The sequence below is a fragment of the Dokdonella sp. genome (genome assembly GCF_039926425.1).
Lineage (GTDB): Bacteria > Pseudomonadota > Gammaproteobacteria > Xanthomonadales > Rhodanobacteraceae > Dokdonella_A.
Map to the genome: position 1 here is coordinate 21347 of NZ_JBDSWZ010000277.1, position 21715 is coordinate 43061.

At 65.0% G+C, this 21715-nt stretch carries 18 protein-coding genes; 6 read left to right on the plus strand and 12 right to left on the minus strand.

The window, feature by feature from the left end; genetic code table 11:
- The first annotated feature begins 25 nt into the window (after positions 1–25).
- Both ABIV12_RS15770 and ABIV12_RS15775 read left to right on the plus strand, forming a co-directional pair.
- Positions 26–2386 (plus strand): winged helix-turn-helix domain-containing protein, encoded by a 2361-nt coding sequence (locus tag ABIV12_RS15770; protein WP_348061060.1) that lies wholly within the window; start codon positions 26–28, stop codon positions 2384–2386.
- Positions 2387–2516: 130 nt separating this feature from the next.
- Positions 2517–3623, plus strand: coding sequence for a hypothetical protein (locus ABIV12_RS15775; protein ID WP_348061062.1), 1107 nt, complete (start codon positions 2517–2519; stop codon positions 3621–3623).
- 112 nt (positions 3624–3735) lie between these two features.
- Here the strand turns inward: ABIV12_RS15775 and ABIV12_RS15780 are convergent, their stop codons facing one another.
- Both ABIV12_RS15780 and fusA read right to left on the minus strand, forming a co-directional pair.
- Positions 3736–5457, minus strand: a complete 1722-nt coding sequence (locus ABIV12_RS15780; protein ID WP_348061064.1) for an alkaline phosphatase — start codon at positions 5455–5457, stop codon at positions 3736–3738.
- Between the two features lie 161 nt (positions 5458–5618).
- Positions 5619–7748, minus strand: coding sequence for an elongation factor G (gene fusA, locus ABIV12_RS15785; RefSeq protein ID WP_348061066.1), 2130 nt, complete (start codon positions 7746–7748; stop codon positions 5619–5621).
- Positions 7749–7934: 186 nt separating this feature from the next.
- On the opposite strand from fusA, the gene ABIV12_RS15790 reads away from it, so the two are divergent.
- A complete protein-coding gene (locus ABIV12_RS15790) occupies positions 7935–8162 on the plus strand; it encodes a hypothetical protein (RefSeq protein ID WP_348061068.1) in 228 nt (75 codons plus the stop codon).
- A gap of 309 nt (positions 8163–8471) precedes the next feature.
- Entirely contained in the window at positions 8472–8843 is a 372-nt protein-coding gene (locus ABIV12_RS15795; RefSeq protein WP_348061070.1) for a nuclear transport factor 2 family protein, read from the plus strand.
- Positions 8844–8918: 75 nt separating this feature from the next.
- Here the strand turns inward: ABIV12_RS15795 and rpoD are convergent, their stop codons facing one another.
- Together rpoD and dtd are read right to left on the minus strand one after the other, a co-directional pair.
- Positions 8919–10775: an RNA polymerase sigma factor RpoD gene (rpoD, locus tag ABIV12_RS15800; RefSeq protein ID WP_348061072.1), complete on the minus strand. Its 1857-nt coding sequence runs from the start codon at positions 10773–10775 to the stop codon at positions 8919–8921.
- A 176-nt stretch (positions 10776–10951) separates the two neighbouring features.
- The gene (gene dtd / locus ABIV12_RS15805) at positions 10952–11392 is read right to left on the minus strand and encodes a D-aminoacyl-tRNA deacylase (protein ID WP_348061074.1); all 441 of its coding nucleotides are present in this window, start codon (positions 11390–11392) and stop codon (positions 10952–10954) included.
- Positions 11393–11525: 133 nt separating this feature from the next.
- On the opposite strand from dtd, the gene ABIV12_RS15810 reads away from it, so the two are divergent.
- Complete coding sequence (locus ABIV12_RS15810) at positions 11526–12419, plus strand: lipid A biosynthesis acyltransferase (RefSeq protein WP_348061076.1); 894 nt, start codon at positions 11526–11528, stop codon at positions 12417–12419.
- Here the strand turns inward: ABIV12_RS15810 and ABIV12_RS15815 are convergent.
- The 3 genes from ABIV12_RS15815 to ABIV12_RS15825 all read right to left on the minus strand — a co-directional run bounded on the left by ABIV12_RS15815 (position 12416) and on the right by ABIV12_RS15825 (position 15000).
- Positions 12416–13009, minus strand: coding sequence for a hypothetical protein (locus tag ABIV12_RS15815; protein ID WP_348061106.1), 594 nt, complete (start codon positions 13007–13009; stop codon positions 12416–12418). The two genes, ABIV12_RS15810 and ABIV12_RS15815, sit on opposite strands and share 4 nt — an antisense overlap.
- 15 nt (positions 13010–13024) lie before the next feature.
- A complete protein-coding gene (locus ABIV12_RS15820) occupies positions 13025–13354 on the minus strand; it encodes a hypothetical protein (protein WP_348061078.1) in 330 nt (109 codons plus the stop codon).
- Between the two features lie 248 nt (positions 13355–13602).
- Positions 13603–15000, minus strand: coding sequence for a sigma-54 dependent transcriptional regulator (locus tag ABIV12_RS15825; protein ID WP_348061080.1), 1398 nt, complete (start codon positions 14998–15000; stop codon positions 13603–13605).
- A gap of 192 nt (positions 15001–15192) precedes the next feature.
- Between ABIV12_RS15825 and ABIV12_RS15830 the strand changes: the two genes are divergently transcribed.
- The gene (locus ABIV12_RS15830) at positions 15193–15972 is read left to right on the plus strand and encodes a glycosyltransferase family 2 protein (RefSeq protein ID WP_348061082.1); all 780 of its coding nucleotides are present in this window, start codon (positions 15193–15195) and stop codon (positions 15970–15972) included.
- A gap of 17 nt (positions 15973–15989) precedes the next feature.
- Here ABIV12_RS15830 and ABIV12_RS15835 read toward each other — a convergent pair whose 3' ends face one another.
- From ABIV12_RS15835 to ABIV12_RS15855, 5 genes are all read right to left on the minus strand, one after another.
- Positions 15990–16934, minus strand: a complete 945-nt coding sequence (locus ABIV12_RS15835) for a glycosyltransferase family 2 protein (protein ID WP_348061084.1) — start codon at positions 16932–16934, stop codon at positions 15990–15992.
- 7 nt (positions 16935–16941) lie between these two features.
- The gene (locus tag ABIV12_RS15840; protein ID WP_348061086.1) at positions 16942–17880 is read right to left on the minus strand and encodes a UDP-glucuronic acid decarboxylase family protein; all 939 of its coding nucleotides are present in this window, start codon (positions 17878–17880) and stop codon (positions 16942–16944) included.
- A 26-nt stretch (positions 17881–17906) separates the two neighbouring features.
- Positions 17907–18896, minus strand: a complete 990-nt coding sequence (locus ABIV12_RS15845) for a glycosyltransferase (RefSeq protein WP_348061088.1) — start codon at positions 18894–18896, stop codon at positions 17907–17909.
- 61 nt (positions 18897–18957) lie between these two features.
- Complete coding sequence (locus ABIV12_RS15850; protein WP_348061090.1) at positions 18958–21120, minus strand: ATP-binding protein; 2163 nt, start codon at positions 21118–21120, stop codon at positions 18958–18960.
- Positions 21099–21629 (minus strand): DUF4390 domain-containing protein, encoded by a 531-nt coding sequence (locus ABIV12_RS15855; protein WP_348061092.1) that lies wholly within the window; start codon positions 21627–21629, stop codon positions 21099–21101. Before ABIV12_RS15855 ends, ABIV12_RS15850 begins: the two co-directional genes overlap by 22 nt.
- Positions 21630–21715 lie beyond the last annotated feature (86 nt).

Below are 21715 nucleotides of genomic sequence, written 5' to 3' on the forward strand. Positions count from 1 at the left end.
GGTGTGCGCGGCGCACGATGGGAACATGAAAGCGTTCCACTACCGCTTTGGCGCCTATCGTCTCAATCCCTCCGTGCGCGAGCTCGCGAAGGACGGTGAGCGCATCGCGTTGGCGCCACGGGCATTCTCGTGCCTGTTGCTGCTGGTCGAGCAACGCGAACGTGCGCTCGGTCGCGATGAACTGATTGCCGCGCTGTGGTCGCACGGTGCCGCGTCGGACGTCCAGCTCGGCCAGCTGATCGTGCAGTGTCGGCGGGCGCTCGACGACGATGGCCAGGCCCAGTGGGCGATCCGTACCGTCCCCGGCTTCGGTTATCACTGGGTCGCCCCGACGGAAGTCGACGACGACACCAGCGTTGCGGCAGCCGTCGTCGAGGCGGCGGTCGTGCCACCGACCGATGAATCAGCGGTTGAACATCCGGCGGCTTCACAGTCGCCAACCCGATCGCTCTGGAGGCATGCGCGGTGGGGGCGTGCGGTCGGCGCCGCACTTGCACTCGGGGTGATCGCTGCGTTGGCGTGGGCCGCGTTGCGGTATGCCCGTTCCCCTGTCGCATCGCTCGACAGGCGCGTCATCGTGTTGCCGGTTTCGACGTCGAGCACCGAAGAGAGCTGGTTGCGTCTCGGCGGAATGGACCTGATTGCCGACCGCCTGCGCCGGAGCGGCCTGCGCGTACAGCCCAGCGAGCAAACCCTGAGCGTCTTGCAGCAGATCGACAGGAAAGGCGGCCACGCAATCACCGACGACGTCGCGACGCTGCAGGCAGCGGATCCGCAGACCATCATCGTGCAAGGTCGCGTCGAGGCGCACGGAAGTGGCTGGTCGGCATCGGCGCGCGCCGATCCGCCCGATGCGCCGACGCTTCGCGCGGATGCGACCGATCCTTCTCCCACGGGCGCGCTTCGGCAGGTGGCGGATCGCCTCGCCGCGGCCCTCGGCCATGTGCCGACACCGTCGGTCGACCCGGATGGCGTCGCCGAAACGCTGCAACGCGCGCAGGCCGCGACGCTTGCGAACGAACCGGACGCGGCGCGCGCGATCCTGCTCGCCGACGGGCGCCTGGCGCACGACGAGCCGCGCCTCCGCTTGCAGCTCGCTGAAGTCGACATCCGCGCCGGCCGTCTCGACGAGGCGCGGTCGTCACTGGACGCATTGCTGGCCACCCACGGCTCCGACCCGACCTTTCGTGCGCGACTTCTCGCGGCGCGCGGAACCATCGCTGTCCGCTCGGGCCAGTACGCAGACGCCGGCCGACTGTTCGGTGACGGCATCGCGGCGATCGGCGACGCCGGTGATCCGCAGCTGATTGGCCGACTGCACAATGGCCGCGCCATCAGCCACACGTCACTGGAAGACTATTCGTTGGCGCTGCTCGACTATGGTGTCGCGCGCGATCATTTCGAGCGCGCCGGAGATGAGGGCAGCATCGCGCGGGTCGACGGCAACATCGGTGCGATGGAACTGCTTCGCGGTCATCCGGCGCAGGCCGAGCCGTACCTGGTCACGGCGATTGCGCGCTTCGATTCTCTCGGGATGGTGCAGGAGCGGCTCGGCGAACTTCAATTGCTGTTCGTCGCACGTCGCGCACAGCTGAAGAACACGCAGGCCTGGGAAGCGATGGACGCATCGTGGTCGCAGCACACCCGCGTTCCAAGCCCGTACTCGCGCCTGTCGATGCGGCTGTATCGAACGGAAGAGCTGTTGCAGCAGGGCCGCCACAATGAAGCCGCGCAGTTGCTCGACGATCCCGCCAACATCGGACGTCCGGCCGATGTAGCCGAGAACGAGCGGATCCGGCTGCTTCGGGCGGAACTGGCGTGGCGACGCGGTCACACCGACGACGCGTTGGCCGAACTCGCATCGGTCCCCGAAATCGCACTTGCATCGGCCGACAGCGACCTGATCCGCGCGGACATCGAACTCTTGCGAAGTCGCCTTCAGCGGAGCATCGGGGCGATCGATACGCAGGCCGATACTGCGGCGATCCGTCCGATCGAGGCGATTCCCGTGCCCGACGCGCGCTCCCCGCTGAGACAGGCGGCTGCAGCCAACCGGGCGTGGGCAGCGGGGCGCACCGACGAAGCGGGCCTCGCGTTCGGGGCAGCGTTCGCGCTCGCGCAGACGCGAGGCGTGCCGCTGACCCTCGTTCGCATCGCCGACGACTACGTGCAGTTCCTGCTCGAACAGCACCGCGTGTCCGATGCCGCAGCCATTGCGTCGCAGGTGGCGCTGTGGGCGGCCGAGGACTACGACGCCGCGCTGATCCAGTTGCGCATGGTGCGCGCACAAGGGCGACGTGATGCCTGGCCCGGCGCGTTCGAAGCGGTGCGCCGCCTGGCCGGCGAGCGCGTGATTCCTGCCGAACTGGCCGCGCCGCCGGGGTGAGGTGCGCGAGGAATGCGATCCGAGCGGCATCCGAATCCGATCGGAACCCGCCTGGACCGCGCCTGCAACACGATTGCGTCATCCGGCCTTCGTGGCGGATCCGCTTACCTGCCCCGAGGTTCCCAACGCCATGTCGACAGTCCGCCGATGCCTGATTGCACCCGTTTCCGCCACCTTTCTGCTCGCTTGCGCGACAGCCATGGCCGGCACGCCGGGGCCGCACTACCACCTGGTCCAGATCAACATTCCGGGTGCCGTCAACGTGTTCGTGGCCGACATCAACAACGCGGGTCAGGCGGTCGGCTACTACGTCGATGCGGATTTCGAGAATCAGGCGTTCCTGTTCGATGGCACGACCGCCTTCACGTTGCCGCGGCCCGCCGATCGCATGGACGGCAACGCGACGGCGATCAATGAACTCGGGCAGATCGTCGGAACCACGTCGACGATCACGGACGATGGTTCCCTGTCCAGCGCGATGCTGTGGGATGCCGCGCATCCGGAGTCCTACACGGTGATCGGTGACGACCAGGCCAACAAGCTCAATCCGGCCGACATCAACGACGCCGGCGTGGTGGTCGGACTGGCCTCACAGGATGGGGCGTTCCGCGCCTTCAGCTGGAGCGCGGGTGGCGGCCTGGTCGACGACGGCGTTCCGCCCGTCGGGGATGGCGCACAGGCGTACTGGTCCGCGCTCAACAACGACGGCCATATCGTCGGCGGCTGGAACTTCATCTTCGGCGCGGCGCACGCGACCAGCGGCCAGTTCGGAACACCGGGAATCACTCCGCTCGCAGCCGGCACCTACGACGCGAAGAGCGTCGCGCATGGCATCAATGATGCGGACACCGCCGTTGGCGAGATGGACCTCGACGGTTCCGGCAATGCAGTGCCGGTCACATTCGCAGGCGGCGTCGTCGCCGCGATCCCGGGAGCGCTTCTCGACCTCGCCGCGGGTGGCGCGTATGGCATCAACGAACAGGGCGTGATCGTCGGGCGCGCGCAGGACTTCGCCACGCTGGCGTTCAAGGCGTTCGTCTTCATCGATGGCGTGTCATGGGACCTTCTCGAGCAATCCGATTCCGACGCGGGATTTCCCTATCTTCTGAAAGCGGTCGCGGTGAACGAAAGCGGTGTCATCGTCGGCGTCGGCCGGATCGGCGACTTCGATGTCGGCAGCTTCATCGCGACACCGATCGCAGACGATGCGATCTTCACCGATGGTTTCGACGGCTGATCAAAAAACGCGATGTTGGAGTGGATTCAGCCGCGATGCTTTGCCCAAGAACAAGCATCGCGGCTGAAGCCGCTCCTGCAGAGATTGACCTGCATTCGCTACATCCCGGGCGCTAGCGGTTCGGTGCCGCGGCTCTTTCGAGCAACTTCGCGCGAACGGGAAGATTCACCGGAACACCCTGCACGTCGCATGCACCGATTGCACAGAGCTGCGCACGGATCGCGTCGTCGCTTTGCGCAATCACGTGGAACAGCGCGTTTTCCTCCATCGATCCGTGCACTGCGGCGGAACCGGGACCGCGAGCAAAGACCGCCACGTCGTCGCCGCCGTGGGTTTCCGATGACAGGGGCAGCATGGCTTCCTGCTCATAGTCCGGCGCCTCGGTGTCCACCTTTTCGAGGTTTGGCCGTCCGTGCTCGGCGCGCGAGTAGGCGGTCGGATTGTGCGGATAGCGCTTCGCGCCTTCGGGCTGACGGTCGCTCGCACCCGCGTAGCCCGGGCCATTGGCATAGCCGAGCGTCGTGTAGCTGAGTCCGGTCGCGTCGCGCGCGAGATCCGTGCTCGGCGCGCCTTCGCCACTCGACCCGCGCATCTTGCCGAGAATCGGGTTGCCGCGCGCGGCGTACCCTGCGAACGTCATCGTGTGACTGTGGTCGGCAGTGACCAGGATCAGGGTGTCGTCGGCCGACGACATCTCGTTGGCGACCTGCACCGCGTTCGCGAATTCGATGGTCTCGGTCAGTGCGCGGTACGCGTTGCCGGCGTGATGGCCATGGTCGATTCGGCCGCCTTCGACCATCAGGAAATACCCCTTCGGATTTTTCTGCAGCACCGACAACGCAGCGCGCGTCATCTCCGACAGACTGGGCTCGCCCGCGGGATCGTTCGGACGTTCGACTTCGTACTTCATGTGTTCCGGTTCGAACAGGCCCAGCACATGCTGCATGCGCGACGGATCGATCGCCGCGAGCTGCTTCGCATTCCACACATAGGCCGAGCCGGGTTGGCGCTGCCATTCGGAAATGAGGTCGCGTCCATCGAGCCGTTTGCCGGGATGACCTGCGTACTCCGGATCGGTCTGGTTGGCCGTCATGAACTCGGTGCGGCCACCACCCAGCGCGACGTCGATGCCGCCGCCGATGCCGAACTCGACCAGCTGGCGCGCAAAATCGATGCAACCGTCCGCGTGCTCCTTTGGCGGAATCTCCGTGTCGAACTCCCAGTTGCGCTCGGGCAGGTGGCCGTAGGTCGCCGCAGGTGTCGCATGCGTGATGCGCGCCGTCGTCACCACGCCGGTCGCCTGGCCGGCCGCCGCGGCAAGTTCGAGCGCGCTCACAACTTCGTGGCCCCGGCTCGCTTCGCAGTTGCCGCGCGCGCCGGTCTGGTCGACACCGATCACGCCGGCCCGTGTCTTCACGCCGCTCATGATCGCGGTCATTGTTCCGGCCGAGTCGGCGGTCTGGAAATCCGTCTCGTAGGTCCTGCTGAGCGCGGTCGCCGGAAAATTCTCGAAACTGAGGCGATTCTCCTCGCCCGACTGCCCCTTTCTCTGACCGTCAAGAATGCGTGCCGCGGCGATCGTCGGGATGCTCATGCCGTCCCCGAGGAAAACGATGACGTTCTTCGCGTGCGCTCGCACCGGTGCGTTTGTGTGGGCGGCCGCTGCGCCATTGAGAAACCACCACGCGGGCGTTTCGCCATCCGGGTGATGGATCAGTGGCACGTTGATCGATGTCGTCGCTCGCGATCCCGACGGTTGCGGCGCGGTGGCGCACGCGCTGACGAAGACAACAGCGGCGCACAACGCGATCTTCACTCTCCGCAAAACATGCATCGTCGGATCCATCGGTTGAAAGACGCATTATGGCGGCGATTGTTGCAGGCGATCGAGCGCGGCGGCGCGACCGCCTCCCGATCCCTCGCCGTTGCGACAGCGCAACGAAAAAGGCGCCGTCGCCGGCGCCTTTTTCGTTGGAAAGCGGAGGACCTTGCGGCTTACTTCGCTTCCTTCTCCATCAGCTTGTCCACGAGGTTCGCCGGCACTTCGTCGTAATGGTCGAATTCCATCGTGAAGTTGCCGCGGCCGCGTGTTGCCGATCGCAGGAAGTTGATGTAGCCGAACATTTCGGCCAGCGGAACGAAGCCCTGCACGAATGCCTGCAGACCCTTTTGCCCCTGGTCGCTGACGGTGCCGCGACGGCGGTTCATGTCGCCAATGACATCACCGAGGAATTCCGCTTCGGTGACCACCTCGATGCGCATCGACGGCTCGAGCAGCTTCGGCTTGCTCATCCGATGCGCCTCGCGGAACATCTGCTTGCCGGCGATTTCGAACGCGAGCGCGGACGAGTCGACGTCGTGGTACTTGCCGTCGATCAGACGCGCCTTGAAGTCGACCACTTCGTAGCCGGCGATCTGGCCCTGGCGCGATTCGCTCTTGATCGCGAATTCCACCGACGGGATGAACTCGCGCGGGATGCGGCCGCCGACGATTTCGTCGACGAACACCACGCCCGTCCCCTGCTCGCCCGGCTCGAAGATCATCTTCACTTCGGCGAACTGACCCGAACCGCCGGACTGCTTCTTGTGCGTGTAGGTGTGGTCGACGCGGGTGCCGAACGCCTCACGGAAGCTGACCTTGGGCTTGCCCATGTTCGCCTCGACACCGAGCTCGGTGCGCATGCGGTCGATGGTCACTTCCAGATGCAGCTCGCCCATGCCCTTGAGCACGGTCTGGCCGGTTTCCTTGTCCACTTCGAGGCGCAGCGACGGATCAGCCTTGACCATCTTGTAGAGCGCGGTCGACATCTTGTCGATGTCGTTGCGCGTCTTCGGCTCGACCGACACGCTGATGACCGGATCCGGAAAGCGCATGCGCTCGAGCAGAGCGGGATGGGCCGGATCGGAGAGCGAGTCACCGGTTTCCGTTTCCTTCATCGAGACGAATGCGCAGATGTCGCCGGCGCGCACTTCGTCGATGTCCTTGGTCGCGTTCGCCTGCACTTCGACGATGCGTCCGACGCGTTCTTTCTTGCCGCGCGTGACGTTGAGCAACGTGTCACCCTTCTTGATCACGCCCGAATAGATGCGCGCGAACGTGAGCGTGCCGAACTGGTCGTTGATCACCTTGAATGCGAGCGCGCGGGCCGGCGCGTCATCGCGCACTTCCTGCTCACCGATGATCTTGCCGTCCTCGTCAACCATCGAGATGCCGCCGTTCTCGCCCGGAAACGGCATGTAGTCGATGACGCCGTCGAGCAGCTGCTGCACACCCTTGTTGCGATACGACGAGCCGCAGAAGACCGGCACCAGCGTTCCGCCGACCGAGCCTTGGCGGATGCACCGCTTGAGCACGACCGGGTCGAATTCGCCGGTTTCCAGCAGACGCTCGAAGGCGTCGTCGTCGAGCGCGAGCGCGCTCTCGAGCAGGTCCTGTCGCAGCTGAGGCAGCTGATCGATCCAGTCATTGTCGACCGTCGACTCGAACTTGAGGCGCGCGCGCAGATCCGCGAGCGGCACCGTTTCCCACGTGCTGTCCTTGTCGTCCGACGCCCAGATGTAGCCGACGCCGGCGACCAGGTCTGCCATGCCGCAGAATTCGTCGTGGCTGCCAAGCGGGATCTGGCACAGCAACGCGTTGGCGCCGAGGCGCTCGCGGATGCCCTTCACGCAATGGGCGAAATTCGCGCCGATGCGGTCCATCTTGTTGATGTAGCACAGACGCGGCACGTTGTACTGGTCAGCCAGGCGCCAGTTCGTTTCGGTCTGCGGCTCCACGCCCGCGACGCCGTCGAACACCACCACGGCGCCGTCGAGCACACGCAACGAACGGTTCACTTCAATCGTGAAGTCGACGTGTCCCGGCGTGTCGATGACGTTGACCTGGTAGCCCTTCCACTCGGTCGAGACCGCCGCGCTCTGGATCGTGATGCCGCGCTTGCGTTCCTGCTCGAGATAATCGGTCGTGGTCGAACCCTTGCCGTCTTTCGTGTCGTGCACGTCGACGATCTGGTGCTTGCGCCCCGTGTAGTACAGCACGCGCTCGGTCGTCGTGGTCTTGCCCGCGTCGATGTGCGCAATGATGCCGATGTTGCGATAGAGCTTGAGCTCTTTCTGCCTAGCCATGCTGTGTCTCTCAAGTGGTGGTACCGGGAATACGGTTGGATCCGGATCGCTCGCCATTTCGGGCGCGGTTTCCTGCAGCGAACCGGCTGTGAAACCGGCGCAGCGTCGTCCGGCATTGCGCGAAAAGAAGCCGCGGGCGCGACCTCGACGCGGCTGTCAGCCCATCATGATATCAAATGTCGCGGGTTGGCGTCGCACACCGACGGACGCGACCGTGGCCAGCGCCTGACCAGCGTCACGGAGCAATCGGGTAGGCCGGCGGTTGCGAAGCGCGGCACGACCGAGTTGGTGGGCCCACCAGGACTCGAACCTGGAACCAAGGGATTCGCGTATTCCGGATCGTTTCCGACCGGCGCGGACTATCTCTTCACCCGCAGCTTTCGCTGGTGGGGCGCGGGACGCTCTAGCCTGTGATCAAGGGCGCTGGAGCCCTCAGGTAGTCTCTGCACCGTCCGGCGGTGTACCGCCGGCTTGGCTCAGGGTTGCCACCGGCCACGCAACGCGTGCCGCTGAGGTTTCCCTGAATTCATCCCGATCCCGTCCGCACATTCCTGCGCGGCGGCACCATTTCGATGAGTCCCCTGCTCTAACCAATTGAGCTATAGGCCCGTTCGGCGATGATAGGCGAGCCGCCAGCTTGCCGCCAGCCGTTCGCTGGCTACTGCCACGATGCTGTCAGCAGCGGTGGCGCACCATTGCCGTTCCAAACGAAAGGAGAGCGCCATGAATACCGAGTCGATTGCGAAACGCCTCGCAGAACTGTGCCGTGACGGAAAGGGCGGGCAGGCGCATGACGAGCTCTACGCCGACGACGCCGTCAACATCGAAATGGACGGCCTGCCGCCCGGCATGCCGACGACGACGACGGGCCTCGCTGCGATCCGCGAAAAGTCACGCCAATTCAACGAGACGATCGAAACGGTGCACGGCGGCAGCGTTGGCGACCCGATTTTCGTCGGCAACTGGTTTTCCGTCACGATGACGATGGATGTGACATTCAAGCAGCGCGGCCGCGTCGACATGCAGGAGATCGGCGTGTATCACGTCAAGAACGGAAAGATCGTCCGCGAGCAGTTCTTCTACGACGTCGGCTGAGCGCGCCCCGACGCGCCGACAGCAAAAAGGGCGGCCTCGTGGCCACCCTTTTTGTGTTCCACCGGACGTATTGTCTTATTCGAGATCGAGGAACGAGCGCAGCTGCTCCGACCGGCTCGGATGACGCAGCTTGCGCAGCGCCTTCGCTTCGATCTGGCGGATCCGCTCGCGCGTCACGTCGAACTGCTTGCCGACTTCTTCCAGCGTGTGATCGGTGTTCATGTCGATGCCGAAGCGCATGCGCAGCACCTTCGCCTCGCGTGGCGTCAGACCGGCGAGCACGTCGCGCACCGTTTCCATCAGGCCGATGTTGGTCGACGAATCCACCGGCGAGACGATCGCTGCATCTTCGATGAAGTCGCCAAGGTGCGAATCTTCGTCGTCGCCGATCGGCGTTTCCATCGAGATCGGCTCTTTGGCGATCTTCAACACCTTGCGGATCTTGTCCTCCGGCATTTCCATCTTGATGGCGAGCTCGTCAGGCGTTGGCTCACGACCCATTTCCTGCAGCATCTGGCGACTGATGCGGTTGAGCTTGTTGATCGTCTCGATCATGTGCACGGGGATGCGGATCGTGCGCGCCTGGTCGGCAATGGAACGCGTGATCGCCTGGCGAATCCACCACGTGGCATAGGTCGAGAACTTGTAGCCGCGGCGGTATTCGAACTTGTCGACCGCCTTCATCAGGCCGATGTTTCCTTCCTGGATGAGGTCGAGGAACTGCAGGCCGCGGTTGGTGTACTTCTTGGCGATCGAGATGACCAGGCGCAGGTTCGCCTCGACCATCTCCTTCTTCGCCCGGCGCGCCTTCGCTTCGCCGATCGACATCGCACGGTTGATTTCCTTGATCTCGGCAACCGCGAGATAGAGGCCGCCTTCGATTGCGATCAGCTTTTCCTGCTCGCCCACGATCGCGTCGCGGTGCGTCTTGATGGCCGGCGACCACTTCTGCCGCTTGCGCGCGAGTTCGTCCGCCCACTCGACATTCGTCTCGTTGGACGGAAACAGCTTGAGGAAATCCTTGCGCGGCATGCGCGACTGCTTGATGCACAGATCGGCCACCATCCGCTCGTGATGGCGGATGTTGTTGACCACTTCGCGCAGCTTGCGCACGAAACTGTCGATCATGATCGCCGGCAGCTTGAGCTTGAGGAACAACTCGGCCATCTCGTCGCGCAGCTTCTGCGATTTCTTGTCGGCGCTGCCGTGCTTGTCGGCGGTTTTCTGGAACTTCGCGTACATCTGGCGCAGCTCGTCCATGCGGCGCGCGACTTCGACCAGGTCGATGCCGGTATCGCCGGGACTTGCTTCTTCTTCGTCTCCACCAGCGGCGGCGGCGGTGTCGTCTTCTTCCTCGGCCTCGGCCTCACTGTCGACCACGGGCTCGGCAACGACGGCTTCCGGTACCTCGAGGTCAGCGAAGCCGGCGAGCACTTCGGAGAGGCGCTTCTTGCCTTCCGTGTGCTGGTCGTATTCCTCGACCAGCAGCTGGATCGACCACGGGAAGCTCGCGAGCGCGGCCTGCACCTGGTTGAGACCTTCCTCGATGCGCTTGGCGATGGCGATCTCGCCCTCGCGCGTCAGCAGTTCGACCGTCCCCATCTCGCGCATGTACATGCGCACCGGGTCGGTGGTTCGGCCGACTTCGGCATCGACGGCGCTGAGGACGGCGACTGCTTCCTCGGTCGCGGTGTCGTCGTCTGTCGCGACCGGCGTCTCGGGCAGCATCGTCTCGGTATCCGGCGCAACTTCGTGCACCTCGATACCCATGTCGTTGATCATGCCGATGATGTCTTCGATCTGCTCCGGATCGACGATGTCGTCGGGCAGGTGATCGTTGACTTCGGCGTAGGTGAGGTAGCCCTGCTCCTTGCCCTTGATGATCAGGGTCTTGATCTCGGACTGCTGCGCCTCGTTGGTTTGTGCGGCCATTTGGTTTCCGGGTGTGCTGTACGGCAAAGGAAAAGGAGTATAGGAGTCGCGTCAAGGGTCTGGCCGTGCATCCAGGCGACCACCCCACGCTTGAACTTGGGGTCACCCTTCCCGGATGCCCCTTCTGACGGCACGCATGTCGTCCAGCGGGCAGGCCGCACCCTCGCGGCAAGCCCTCAACGCACTTCCAACCGGAACGTCACCGGCCCGTCATTGACCAGATGGACCCTCATATGGGCGCCAAACCGCCCTGTTTCCACCCCCGGGTGACGCTCGCGCGCAAGCTCGACCAGGCGCGAAAACCAGCGCTCCGCATCGGCCGGGGCGGCGGCGGTCGAGAATCCCGGCCGCATGCCCGACTGCGTGTCGGCGGCCAGCGTGAACTGGGACACCAGCAACAACCCACCGCCGACATCCGTCAGCGACCGATTCATTTTGCCGTCGACATCGCCGAACACGCGATACCCGACGATCCGCTCCAGCAGGCGGCGTACCTGCGTCTCGCCGTCGTCGGGCTGCACTGCGACCAAGGCCAGAAGGCCCGGCCCGATCGCGCCAACCGACGCGGCATCGACCTCGACGCGCGCGGATGTCACGCGCTGGATCAGGGCAATCATCGAAGCCTCCGCTGCACGGGCGCGCATCGTCGCCGTCGCAGCGCGCTGCGGTCAATACGCCGGCCGACTCGATTGCTGCCTTTACAATCGCATCCGCCGCGCCGCCGTGTCCTTTCATGAAGCGACCTTTGTCATGAGTCCTCCTGCCCTTTCCTGGCCCGTCGCCGCACTGCACGCCAGCCTGCGCCTCGCTGGCCGGCTGCCGTTGCGCGTGCTGCATGCACTTGGCTCCGTCATCGGCCGCGTCCTGTGGATCACCGGCGGCCGCGCGCGGCGCATCACCGAACGCAACCTCTCTCTCGTATTAACGCAAGAAAGCGCCGAAACCCGACATCGGATTGCCCGCGATGTCCTCGCGGAAACGGGACGCGCCCTGACCGAGATCGCGAAAATCTGGGGCAACTCTCCCCGATCGGCGCTGGAACTGGTCCGGGAGGTGCGTGGGCAGGCGCTGTTCAAGGCAGCACTGGATCGCGGACGCGGCCTGATCGTTGCAGCACCACACCTTGGTTGCTGGGAACTGCTCAACTACTGGCTGGCCGCGCAAACGCCGCTGGCCATTCTCTACCGCGCGCCCCGGCATGGATTCATCGAACCGCTGCTGCTGAGGGCGCGCGGTGCGCTGCCCGTCGAACAGGTGCGCGCCGAAGGCGCCGGCGTCCGCACGCTGTACAAGCGGCTCGCTGCCGGCGGCGTGGTCGGGATTCTTCCGGATCAGCAGCCACGCGGTGGCGAAGGCATTCCGGCACCGTTCTTTGGAGTTTCCGCACCGACCATGGTGCTGCTGCCTCGCCTCGCGGCGCGCACCGGTGCAACGGTTCTTTTCAGCTTCATGGAGCGCCTGCCACACGGCGCAGGATATCGGCTGCATTTCGTTCCCGCTCCGGCGGGGATCGACGACGCAGATGTCGACGTCGCCTGCGCCGCGTTGAACCGCGGGGTCGAGGCGTGCGTGCAGATGGCCTTCACCCAGTACCAGTGGACCTACAAGCGCTATCCCAGCGTGAAGGTCCACGCGGACGGCTAGCGCCTCTCGATCGACTCGACGCGCATCAGCTCGCACGCGCCACCGCCGGTGTCGTCCCGTCGCAGCGAACTGCGCCAGGTCCAGCCGTCGCTGCCACGGGCTTCGACGAGCTCTCCGGTCATGTGCACGACATTGCCGACGCGTACGCGCGCGAGATCGCGAGCCACCGAGTCGTTTGCCGGAATCAGATGCATGTTCGACGCCGAACGCGCGATCTCGGTCGGCGGAATCGGCGGTTGGTTCGACCATCGGTACGTGAAGAATCGTGCGGACTGCGAGATGTCGAGCCCCTCGATCACCGCGCTGTCCGACATGCGCTGCCATCCAACGGCCAGATCGGTCGGCGCGAGCGCGCTCCCCGCGTCCATGCTGTAGTCCTCACGCGACAGCACGAGCGCTTCGATGTCGTAGTCGGCGAGGGGTGTGAGTGCGTAGTCGCCGTGATGCAGCACGCTGCGATCGACCGGCTCCGTCTGCCGCGGTTCGGACTCGACCAGCATTCCGGCCGGGCGGACGATCGGCCGATGGATCCACCACTTCACGCCGCCGGCCAGCGACAGCAGAAGAACGACCACCATCCAGGGACGCATCGACACGGCGCCGAGCTACGGAGCTGCGGGTTTGCGCAATCGACGCAGGAAGACGGTCATTTCGTTGGCCGCCTGCTCATCGCCCCGCGCACGGGCAATCACGATACCACGCTCGAATGTTGTCACCGCACCGTCGTGGTCTCCGTAATCGGCCAGCGCGCGGCCAAGCATCTTCCACGCGGCGGAATAGTCCGCATCGAAGGCCACCGCTTCCCGGAATGCAGTGGCCGCGCCGATTGCATCGCCTTGGCACAGCAAAGCGTTGCCGAGCGAAAAGCGCAGCAGGGCGCCGTCTCGCGGGCCGCCCAACTGCGCGCGCAAGCGTGCGATGAAGTCCGGATTCATGAGCGCATCATCGCGCGCTTCGGACGATTGCGCAGCCGCCTTTACGTCTGATGACCCATCCCCCGATCCTGGAACGCAGACAAAAAAATGCGCCGCCCGTTGCGGGGGCGACGCCCAAGGGAGTGATCAATGAAGCTAGCCCATGTGACCCGCATCCCTCCAGGAAGTTCCGCCGAGCCCGATGCAGAGGGCGCTGAACATGTTGGCAATCAATTATTTGGACAGTCGGGGAGCAGCCGCGCGACGCGTCACTTTGCAGAGACAATGTGCCCTGTCGCACGCGGATCGATATCGAGGTCCTTGAGCTTGCGATACAGATGCGTGCGCTCCATCCCGACCGCTTTTGCGAGCTTGCCGACGCTGCCACCGGCAACATCGAGCTGATGCAGCAGATACGTGCGTTCAAACTGCTCGCGCGCTTCGCGCAGCGGCAACGAAAAATCGATGCCGGGCGCACCGAGGGCGATCGCCGCCGACGGCGCTGTCACCGCGCTGCCGAGCGCGGACTCCACTTCGTCCAGCCCCACATCAACCGCATTGCCGAGCACCAGCAGGCGCTGCACCAGGTTGCGCAATTCACGCAGGTTGCCCGGCCATGCGTAATGGCGCAGGCGGTTCTGCACTGCGACCGGGAAATTGCGGTACGGCAGACTGTCGCGCGTCGCGAACCAGTCCGCGTGATAGCGCAGCAGATCGGGGATGTCGTCGCCCCGATCGCGCAGCGGCGGTACGCCGAGCGGCACCACCTTGAGCTGGTAGTAGAGTTCCTCGCGAAAGCGCGCGGCGGCAACCAGCGCATCGAGATCCTGCGAACTGGCAGCGACCACGCGAACATCGATCGGAATCGGTTCGTGCCCGCCACAGCGGATCAGCGCGCGACGCTCGATCACGCTCGACAAGCGCAGTTGCAGCTCCGGATCGAGATCGGCGACTTCATCGAGAAACAAGGTGCCGCCATTCGCCTGCTCGATCAGGCCGGGCTGTGTGCCGTTTGCATCCTCGACGCCGAACAGCGCGATCGCGGCGTGCTCGCGGCCGATGGCCCCCGCCGCCACGGTGATGAACGGCCCCGAACGACGCGCGCTTCTCTCGTGCAGAGCGCGCGCCAGTGTTTCCTTGCCCGTGCCGGGCTCGCCCTGCACCAGCACGCCCGTGTCGTGTGCGGCGATCTTGTCCAGTTGCGCACGCAATAGCTGCATCGCCTTTCCCGCGCCGACCAGCTCGGCCGGCGCAGGCAATTGCCGACGCAAGCCGTCGTTCTCGCGCTTCAATCGGCCGGCCTCGAGTGCGTGGCCGACCACCAGCAGCAGCTTCGCCAGCGAGATCGGTTTCTCGATGAAATCCCAGGCACCAAGCCGGGTCGCCTCGACCGCGGTCTCGACCGTGCCGTGACCGCTGATCATGATGACCGGACACGGCAGACCGCCGCGCTCGCTCCATTCACGCAGCAGGCTGATGCCGTCGAAGTCGGGCATCCAGATGTCGAGCAGGACCGCATCGGGACGCTGGCTGCGACGCGCCTCGCGCGCCTGCGCCGCAGACGCCGCGACGTCGACGATGTAACCCTCGTCTTCGAGGATGTCCTTTACGGTCTGCCGGATATCCGGCTCGTCATCGACCACCAGCACGCGTGCGCCCGCTGTCATCGGCCCGCTGTCCGTTGCAAAAAAGAGACAGCGAGAATAGCGCAGCGCGGCCACGCGCGTGCGACAAGGCGGCCGAAGGGGCGTCATCGTCATTTGAACGAGCGGTCCGCGGAGCGCTTGCGACACGGTCATCCCGCGTGCCCGCGCTTCGCTGCTCCGTTACCCTAGGTGCCCGGTCCGACCGCACGCGCCATGTCCGTTTCGTCCCAACGACTGCCCCTGTCGGCCTGCGTGATCACGCTCAACGAAGCGGATCGCATCGAGGCGTGCATCGATTCGCTCTCGTTTTGCGACGAGGTGATCGTGGTCGACTCCGGATCCACCGACGGCACGCGCGAGCGCGCGTTGGCCAGGGGCGCGAAGGTGATCGATCACCCATTCGAGGGCTATCGCGCACAGAAGCATTTCGCGGTCGGCGCAGCGCGCAACGACTGGGTGCTCTGCCTCGATGCGGACGAGCGCGTCACCTCCACGTTGCGGGCCTCCATCGAGCACGCGTGTCTCGGCGGATTCGCCGGATTCGCCGGCTATCGGTTCGCGCGGCTCACCGAGTATTTCGGCGCGCCGTTGCGCCACGGCAACGCCTACCCGGACCGGGTGCTGCGCCTGTTCGACCGCCGTCGCGGCGGCTGGCGTGGTGACCGCGAGATCCACGAGCACGCCAGTGTCGACGGCGCAGTCGCAACGCTTGCCGGTGATCTCGACCACCATGCCTATCGTTCGCTCGCCGACCAGCTCGCACGACTGCAACGTTACGCACGCCTGATGGCTGAACATCAGCACGCGCGCGGTCGACGCGCCCGCCTGCTGCAAATGATCGTCCATCCGGGCTGGCGATTCGTTCGCGGCTACATCGTGCGCGGCGGCTTTCTGGACGGCTGGAGGGGATTGGTCTACGCGTCTGTCGAAGCCAACTACGTGCGCCAGAAATTCATCATGCTGTGGCTGTTGAAGCGCGGGCAGCGGATCTGAACCTGCGGCTGCATCCCTCAGGGCGGCGACTTGTGCTCGATCGGCGCGCGGCCACGCTCGCGCCAGCCGCCCACGAGAATCTTCCAGGCACGTTCCAGTCGGTTGAAGCGCTCGGTGCGACGCTGCATGACGAGACCCGCGTAGCGCTTGCACTCGCGCCACGACGGATTCACCTTGGTGCGGAATTCGAGATGCGCATCCTCGATGCACAGCGCGGTGAGCCCGATCCGCCGCGCGTACAGTTCGATCAGGCAGCGCGTGCGGAACCGATCGTGATACTGGTTTCGCAGGCTGTAGGTGCCCCACCAGCCGTTCTTCCCGTGCGTGCGGTAGTGCACGCTGCCGGTCGGCAGAAACATCTTGCTCGCGCCGAGAACACTGGTTCCATAGACGAGACAGTTGTCGGCGCAGATCCGCCACGCGGGCAACTGGTCTGCCGGGAGATCGAGCGAGCTTCGGGCCCAGCGCGCGCGCATCGACAGTGCCGACGTCGGCGCCCCGTACTTTTGCGCAAGGATGTACGTACTGATCGCGGTGTACCCGACGTCCATCGCGCGATCGCCAAACGCAAGCGCGCGTTCCTCGTCCCCGAACAGGCGGATATCGGAGAACACGAAATCGACATCTGCGCGTTCGTCGAACACCTTGCCGAGCTTCGCGAGATAGTCCTCGCTCCATCGATCGTCGGCATCGAGAAAGCAGATCGCATCGCACTGTGCCCGCGCGACGCCGTGCTGAAACGCGGAAAGCTGGCCCCCGTTCGGCACGCACACCAATGTCACGCGCGCATCGCCGCCATAGCGTTGCTGGAGGAGATCGGTCGAGCCGTCGGTCGAGCCGTCGTCGACCACGATCACCTGGGTCGGCGCACGCGATTGCGCGAGCGCGCTGTCAACAGCCTCGGCGACATACGCCCTGTAGTTGTAGCAGGTGACGACGACGGCAAACGTGGTGGTCGACATCGTCGGATCAGGCCTTCAGCAGGTCGCGGAAATAACGGACCGTCTCGCGCAGGCCGTCGTCGAGTGCGACTTTTGGTTCCCAGTCGAGCGCACTGCGCGCGAGCGCGATGTCGGGCTGACGCTGACGTGGGTCGTCCGATGGAAGCGGACGGAACACGAGCTTTGACGGACCACCAATCATCGCAATCACCTTTTCCGCGAGTTCCCGGATGCTGAACTCCGACGGATTGCCGATGTTCACTGGGCCGGTGAAGCCGGTGTCGGTGTCCATCATCCGCACCATCGCTTCGATCAGGTCGTCGACGTAGCAGAAGCTGCGCGTCTGGCTGCCGTCGCCGTAAATCGTGATGTCCTCGCCACGCAACGCCTGCACGATGAAGTTGCTGACCACGCGCCCATCGTTCGGATGCATGCGCGGGCCGTACGTGTTGAAGATCCGCACCACCTTGATGTCGAGATGGTGCTGGCGGTGATAGTCGAAGAACAGCGTCTCGGCGCATCGCTTGCCCTCGTCGTAGCAGCTTCGAATACCGATCGGATTGACCCGGCCGAGATACGACTCGGGCTGCGGGTGTACGTCGGGATCGCCGTACACCTCGCTGGTCGAGGCTTGCAGGATGCGCGCCTTCACACGTCGCGCGAGCCCGAGCATGTTGATCGCGCCGTGGACACTCGTCTTGGTGGTCTGCACCGGGTCGAACTGGTAGTGCACCGGTGACGCAGGACAGGCGAGGTTGAAGATGCGCTCGGTCTCGACGTACAGCGGAAACGTCACATCGTGGCGCATCAACTCGAAACCCGGCTCATTCAGCAGGGCCGCAACATTGCGCCGGCTGCCGGTGAAGAAATTGTCGACGCACAGGACCTCGTGGCCATCGCGGATCAGCCGGTCGCACAGGTGCGATCCGAGGAATCCGGCACCGCCGGTCACCAGCACGCTTTGCATGGTCGAATGTCCTTGTGATGTCACGCTTACGTTTCGAACCGTCGGACCGTGTCCAGCAGTCGCTGCGGAAAGGCCGCGCTGTTTGTTTCGTACCATGCGCGCGCCGCGCAACCTCGCAAATCGACTTCGTCCGCGCTCATGCCGATCATCTGCTCGATCGCCGCAGACATGGCACGCTCGTCAAAGAAATGGGTTGTCGCGAGATTCTGCGTGCCGGTACGTGATGCGGGCACGAGGATACCCCGATCGGGTTGCACCAATTCGTTCATCGGCGCCGCGTCGAGCGTCAACGCAACCGCGCCGACGCTCATCGCTTCGACCAGGTAGTGTCCGAACCCTTCTGTTTCCGACGGACACAGGTGGAACCGGTGCGCATTCTGCAATGCGCGAAGCTCGCCATCGGCCACGTAGTCGACCCGGTGCCGGATGTTCGCCGCCGCAGCACCTGGCTTTGCGGTGCGCGGGCTCTGCACCACCGTCAAGGTCGGCCACTCCGGATGCGCACGCCACAACGCGAGCAGTGGCTCCGTGCCCTTGTTGCCACTGCGGCCAGCGAGATGGAAGAACGTGCGTTGACGCGCGACATCACGATCGAGGCGATCGGGGCTCGTGAATCCAATGTACGCACTGGCGGTCGAATGCGCAGCGAACAACCGCTCCGCGGCATGCGTCTTGGCAAGCACGAGCGCGACCCGGTCGAGTGCGGCAACATCCGATGGCGTGCACCACTCCGGATTGGGAATGAACGCGGTTGCGCGCGCCCATCGCAGGTATTCTGGAAACACATGCTCCAGCATGATGTTGAGGTCGAACCGCGCACGGCCGCGGTGGCGGATCGCTTGCCACGCAGTCTGCGCGAAGACCTTGAGCGGGCGACCGAGCTTGCGCCAGGTGCCACGGCCGCGTCGCGTGAAATGGACGTGTGCGCCGCCGGCGGCGAGCGCCTCCGCGAGCAAGTCCAGATCGCGGCTGAGTCCGACCCCGTTGTCCCAGCTGATCAGATTGACGCGCAGCATGCGTGTTCCCCGCTCTCAAGAGCACGATTGGGTGGTTGTGCGGAAAAAACAGGACTCGTCATCACGATGCATCCAGCGGCAATCGCAATGTGAAGGTCGCGCCACCCTGAATATCGTTTTCCGCACGCACGCTGCCGCCGTGTTCCTCGACGATTTTCTTCACGACCGCGAGGCCGAGTCCGGTTCCTCGCGCCTTGCTCGTGGTGTATGGCTCAAACCACCGATCCCCGAATTCAGGCGGCAGGCCGGGGCCGTTGTCGTTCACCGACAGTTCGATCCAGTCTTCATCGGCGACGCGCAAGCGACGTGTGGCAACGCGGATTTGCGGTTTGCGTGCGTCGCCGATTGCCTCCAGAGCATTCTTGATCAGGTTGTGCAACGCCTGCCGGAAACGCACCGCATCGACACGCACGCGCGGCTCACCGTCCGCCAGGTGGCGCGTCAGGCTCATCCGCTGATCGTTCTCGTAGAGATCGAGAACCTCGTCGAGCAATGCATGCAGAGCGATTGCGCGGATCGCCAGTTGCGGCGCGCGCGCATAGTCGGCGAACGCGTTGACCATCGTCTTGAGCGCCTCGACCTGGCTGACGATGGTGTGGGTGGCACGGTCGATCAGCTCGCCTTCCTCCGGCGAGAGACGGCCGAGAAAGCGCCTGCGCAAGCGTTCTGCCGCGAGCTGGATCGGCGTCAGCGGATTCTTCACCTCGTGTGCAAGTCGCCGCGCGACTTCGCCCCATGCGGCATCGCGCTGCGCCCGGTTGAGCACGGTCAGGTCGTCGAAAACCGCGACGTAGCCCGCGTTGTCGGGAAGCGCCGTGCCGCGCAGCATCAGCATGCGCGGTCCGGCGTCGGTATCGAGGACCACTTCCTCGCGCCACTCCCGCAGGTTCTCGCGCAGATGCCGCGCAAGCGGATCGACGAACGCGGCGAGTTCGGCGCGTTCGTGCTTCAGCTCGACGATGCTGCGGCCGAGCCAGCGCGCCAGCGGCACGTCGAGGATCGCTTCCGCCGCGCGGTTCGCAACCCGCAACTGGCCCTCGCGATCGAAGCCGAGCACGCCTGCTGACAGCCGCTCCAGCACGGCCTCCAGCCATGCGCGCTGCTGTTCGGTTTCGCGCGCGCTTTTCTGTGCGCGTGCGCTCGTGAATTCGAGTTCGCGTGTCATCTGCGCGAATGAACTGACCAGGAAACCGAGTTCGTCGTCGCTCGCGGTCGGCAGCGGCGTGTCGTAGCGTCCGGCACCGATCGCGCGCGTCGCGGCGGCGAGCCGACCGACCGGCGCGACCAGCCTGCGCGCGATGCCGAATGCCGCCAACACCACCACCAGCACGGATAACAGCAGCACAAACGTGAGGATCAGTCCGAAGGTGAGCTTGAACGAACCGCGCAGGAATTTCAGGCGCTGGAAATCGAAATTCGCGCGCTCCACGCCACGCGTCAATGGTTGCAGGCGGGCAGGCAGCGGAAAGATTCCTTGCAGCAATCGACCCTGCGTTTCGACGCTTCCGGGCCTGCCGAGCGGCAGCACCACGCGCAACGCAAGCCCTTCGCCGAATGGCTCGGCCGCTGCATAGCGACCGTCGCCACGAACGCGCATCAGCAGCGCGCTGTCAGGGATCGGCGGATTGAGATAGCGCGGGTCCGAACTTGCGGTCGCGAGGACGCGGCCATCGGCGCCAAACACCGTCAGTTCGATCGCCGCCAATGGATCGATCGCCTCGTCGAGCGCCGCCTGCGCGGAAGCGTCCGGTTCGGTCGACAGGAGCTGCACCAGCGGCGAACTCGACGTTTCGGCGGCGTGCAGGTGTTCGTCGACCACGATCCTGCCGATTTCCAACGCGTCGTCGAGCGCTTGTTCCAGATGCACGTCGAACCAGCTGTCGACCGTTGCGTCGAGGAAGCGCAGCGCGAATCCGTACACGACGATGGTTGACGGCAACGCGAGCGCGATCAGCACGATCAGCAAACGACGGCTGAGCCGTGCGCCCGGCGCCGCGCGTTTGAGTTCCGCGCGCAGCCGCCACAGGCGCTGGCCGATCGTCACGACCAGCACGACCAGTGCGCCGACCGCTGCTCCGAGCACCCATTTGTAGTGGGCAGCGAAGCGGCCACTGTCGCCGGCGACGTCGTCGGCAAGCTTCAGCGACGCAACCAGCAACGCCGCGACCGCCAGCATCGGCAAGGCCCGCCGAAGGAGAAAATTCAGCGCGCCGCGAGCGTCCACGCGAAATCCTTCGCGGCAAGCCGCCACGCGGGTTCGAACAACGCAGGCAGGCGCAAGGCGCCGGGCAACGCGCCGGGATCGATGCGTGCGGATACCGTCAACGGTGTCGTGGCCGGCAATGCCGCGAACTCGGCCGGCACGTCGATGCGCAACGATCCCAACGCGGCGATCAGGTGCGCTGGTGTCGCGAAACTGCGTACGTCGTCGTTGCCTGTTTCACGCAACTGGTAGCGGCGCGACAGCGGGAAATAGCGCAGCTCGATCCAGCGCGTCGTGGACACGAGGGCGCGCGGCCAGCGGCCTGCCTGCAGATCGATGCGCAGCGTGATCGGAATGCCATGATCGAGCGCGTCCTGCATCGGACCGCTCAGCCGGCAATCAAGGCCCAGATGCAATTGCGCCGGTCTGCCCGCTGCGAGCAGCGACGCGCCACGCACTTGCAGGGATCCCGGAGCCTGCTGCAGAAGCACGCCGCAGCCGGCAAGCAGCGCACAAGACAGCATGAGCATGGACAGCGATGAGGGTCGACGATGCATCGGGATCGTGGAATCGGGCTCCGCCGGCTGCGCAACCCGAGCGCGATACCGCATCAGCG

Coding starts and splice junctions, on each gene's coding strand:
- fusA (WP_348061066.1), bottom strand. CDS start 7,748: ATGGCTAGGCAGAAAGAGCTCAAGCTCTATCGCAACATCGGCATCATT.
- ABIV12_RS15780 (WP_348061064.1), bottom strand. CDS start 5,457: ATGCATGTTTTGCGGAGAGTGAAGATCGCGTTGTGCGCCGCTGTTGTC.
- ABIV12_RS15830 (WP_348061082.1), top strand. CDS start 15,193: ATGTCCGTTTCGTCCCAACGACTGCCCCTGTCGGCCTGCGTGATCACG.
- ABIV12_RS15775 (WP_348061062.1), top strand. CDS start 2,517: ATGTCGACAGTCCGCCGATGCCTGATTGCACCCGTTTCCGCCACCTTT.
- ABIV12_RS15770 (WP_348061060.1), top strand. CDS start 26: ATGAAAGCGTTCCACTACCGCTTTGGCGCCTATCGTCTCAATCCCTCC.
- ABIV12_RS15855 (WP_348061092.1), bottom strand. CDS start 21,629: ATGCTCATGCTGTCTTGTGCGCTGCTTGCCGGCTGCGGCGTGCTTCTG.
- ABIV12_RS15820 (WP_348061078.1), bottom strand. CDS start 13,354: ATGAATCCGGACTTCATCGCACGCTTGCGCGCGCAGTTGGGCGGCCCG.
- ABIV12_RS15795 (WP_348061070.1), top strand. CDS start 8,472: ATGAATACCGAGTCGATTGCGAAACGCCTCGCAGAACTGTGCCGTGAC.
- rpoD (WP_348061072.1), bottom strand. CDS start 10,775: ATGGCCGCACAAACCAACGAGGCGCAGCAGTCCGAGATCAAGACCCTG.
- ABIV12_RS15845 (WP_348061088.1), bottom strand. CDS start 18,896: ATGCTGCGCGTCAATCTGATCAGCTGGGACAACGGGGTCGGACTCAGC.
- ABIV12_RS15840 (WP_348061086.1), bottom strand. CDS start 17,880: ATGCAAAGCGTGCTGGTGACCGGCGGTGCCGGATTCCTCGGATCGCAC.
- dtd (WP_348061074.1), bottom strand. CDS start 11,392: ATGATTGCCCTGATCCAGCGCGTGACATCCGCGCGCGTCGAGGTCGAT.
- ABIV12_RS15835 (WP_348061084.1), bottom strand. CDS start 16,934: ATGTCGACCACCACGTTTGCCGTCGTCGTCACCTGCTACAACTACAGG.
- ABIV12_RS15825 (WP_348061080.1), bottom strand. CDS start 15,000: ATGACAGCGGGCGCACGCGTGCTGGTGGTCGATGACGAGCCGGATATC.
- ABIV12_RS15810 (WP_348061076.1), top strand. CDS start 11,526: ATGAGTCCTCCTGCCCTTTCCTGGCCCGTCGCCGCACTGCACGCCAGC.
- ABIV12_RS15815 (WP_348061106.1), bottom strand. CDS start 13,009: ATGCGTCCCTGGATGGTGGTCGTTCTTCTGCTGTCGCTGGCCGGCGGC.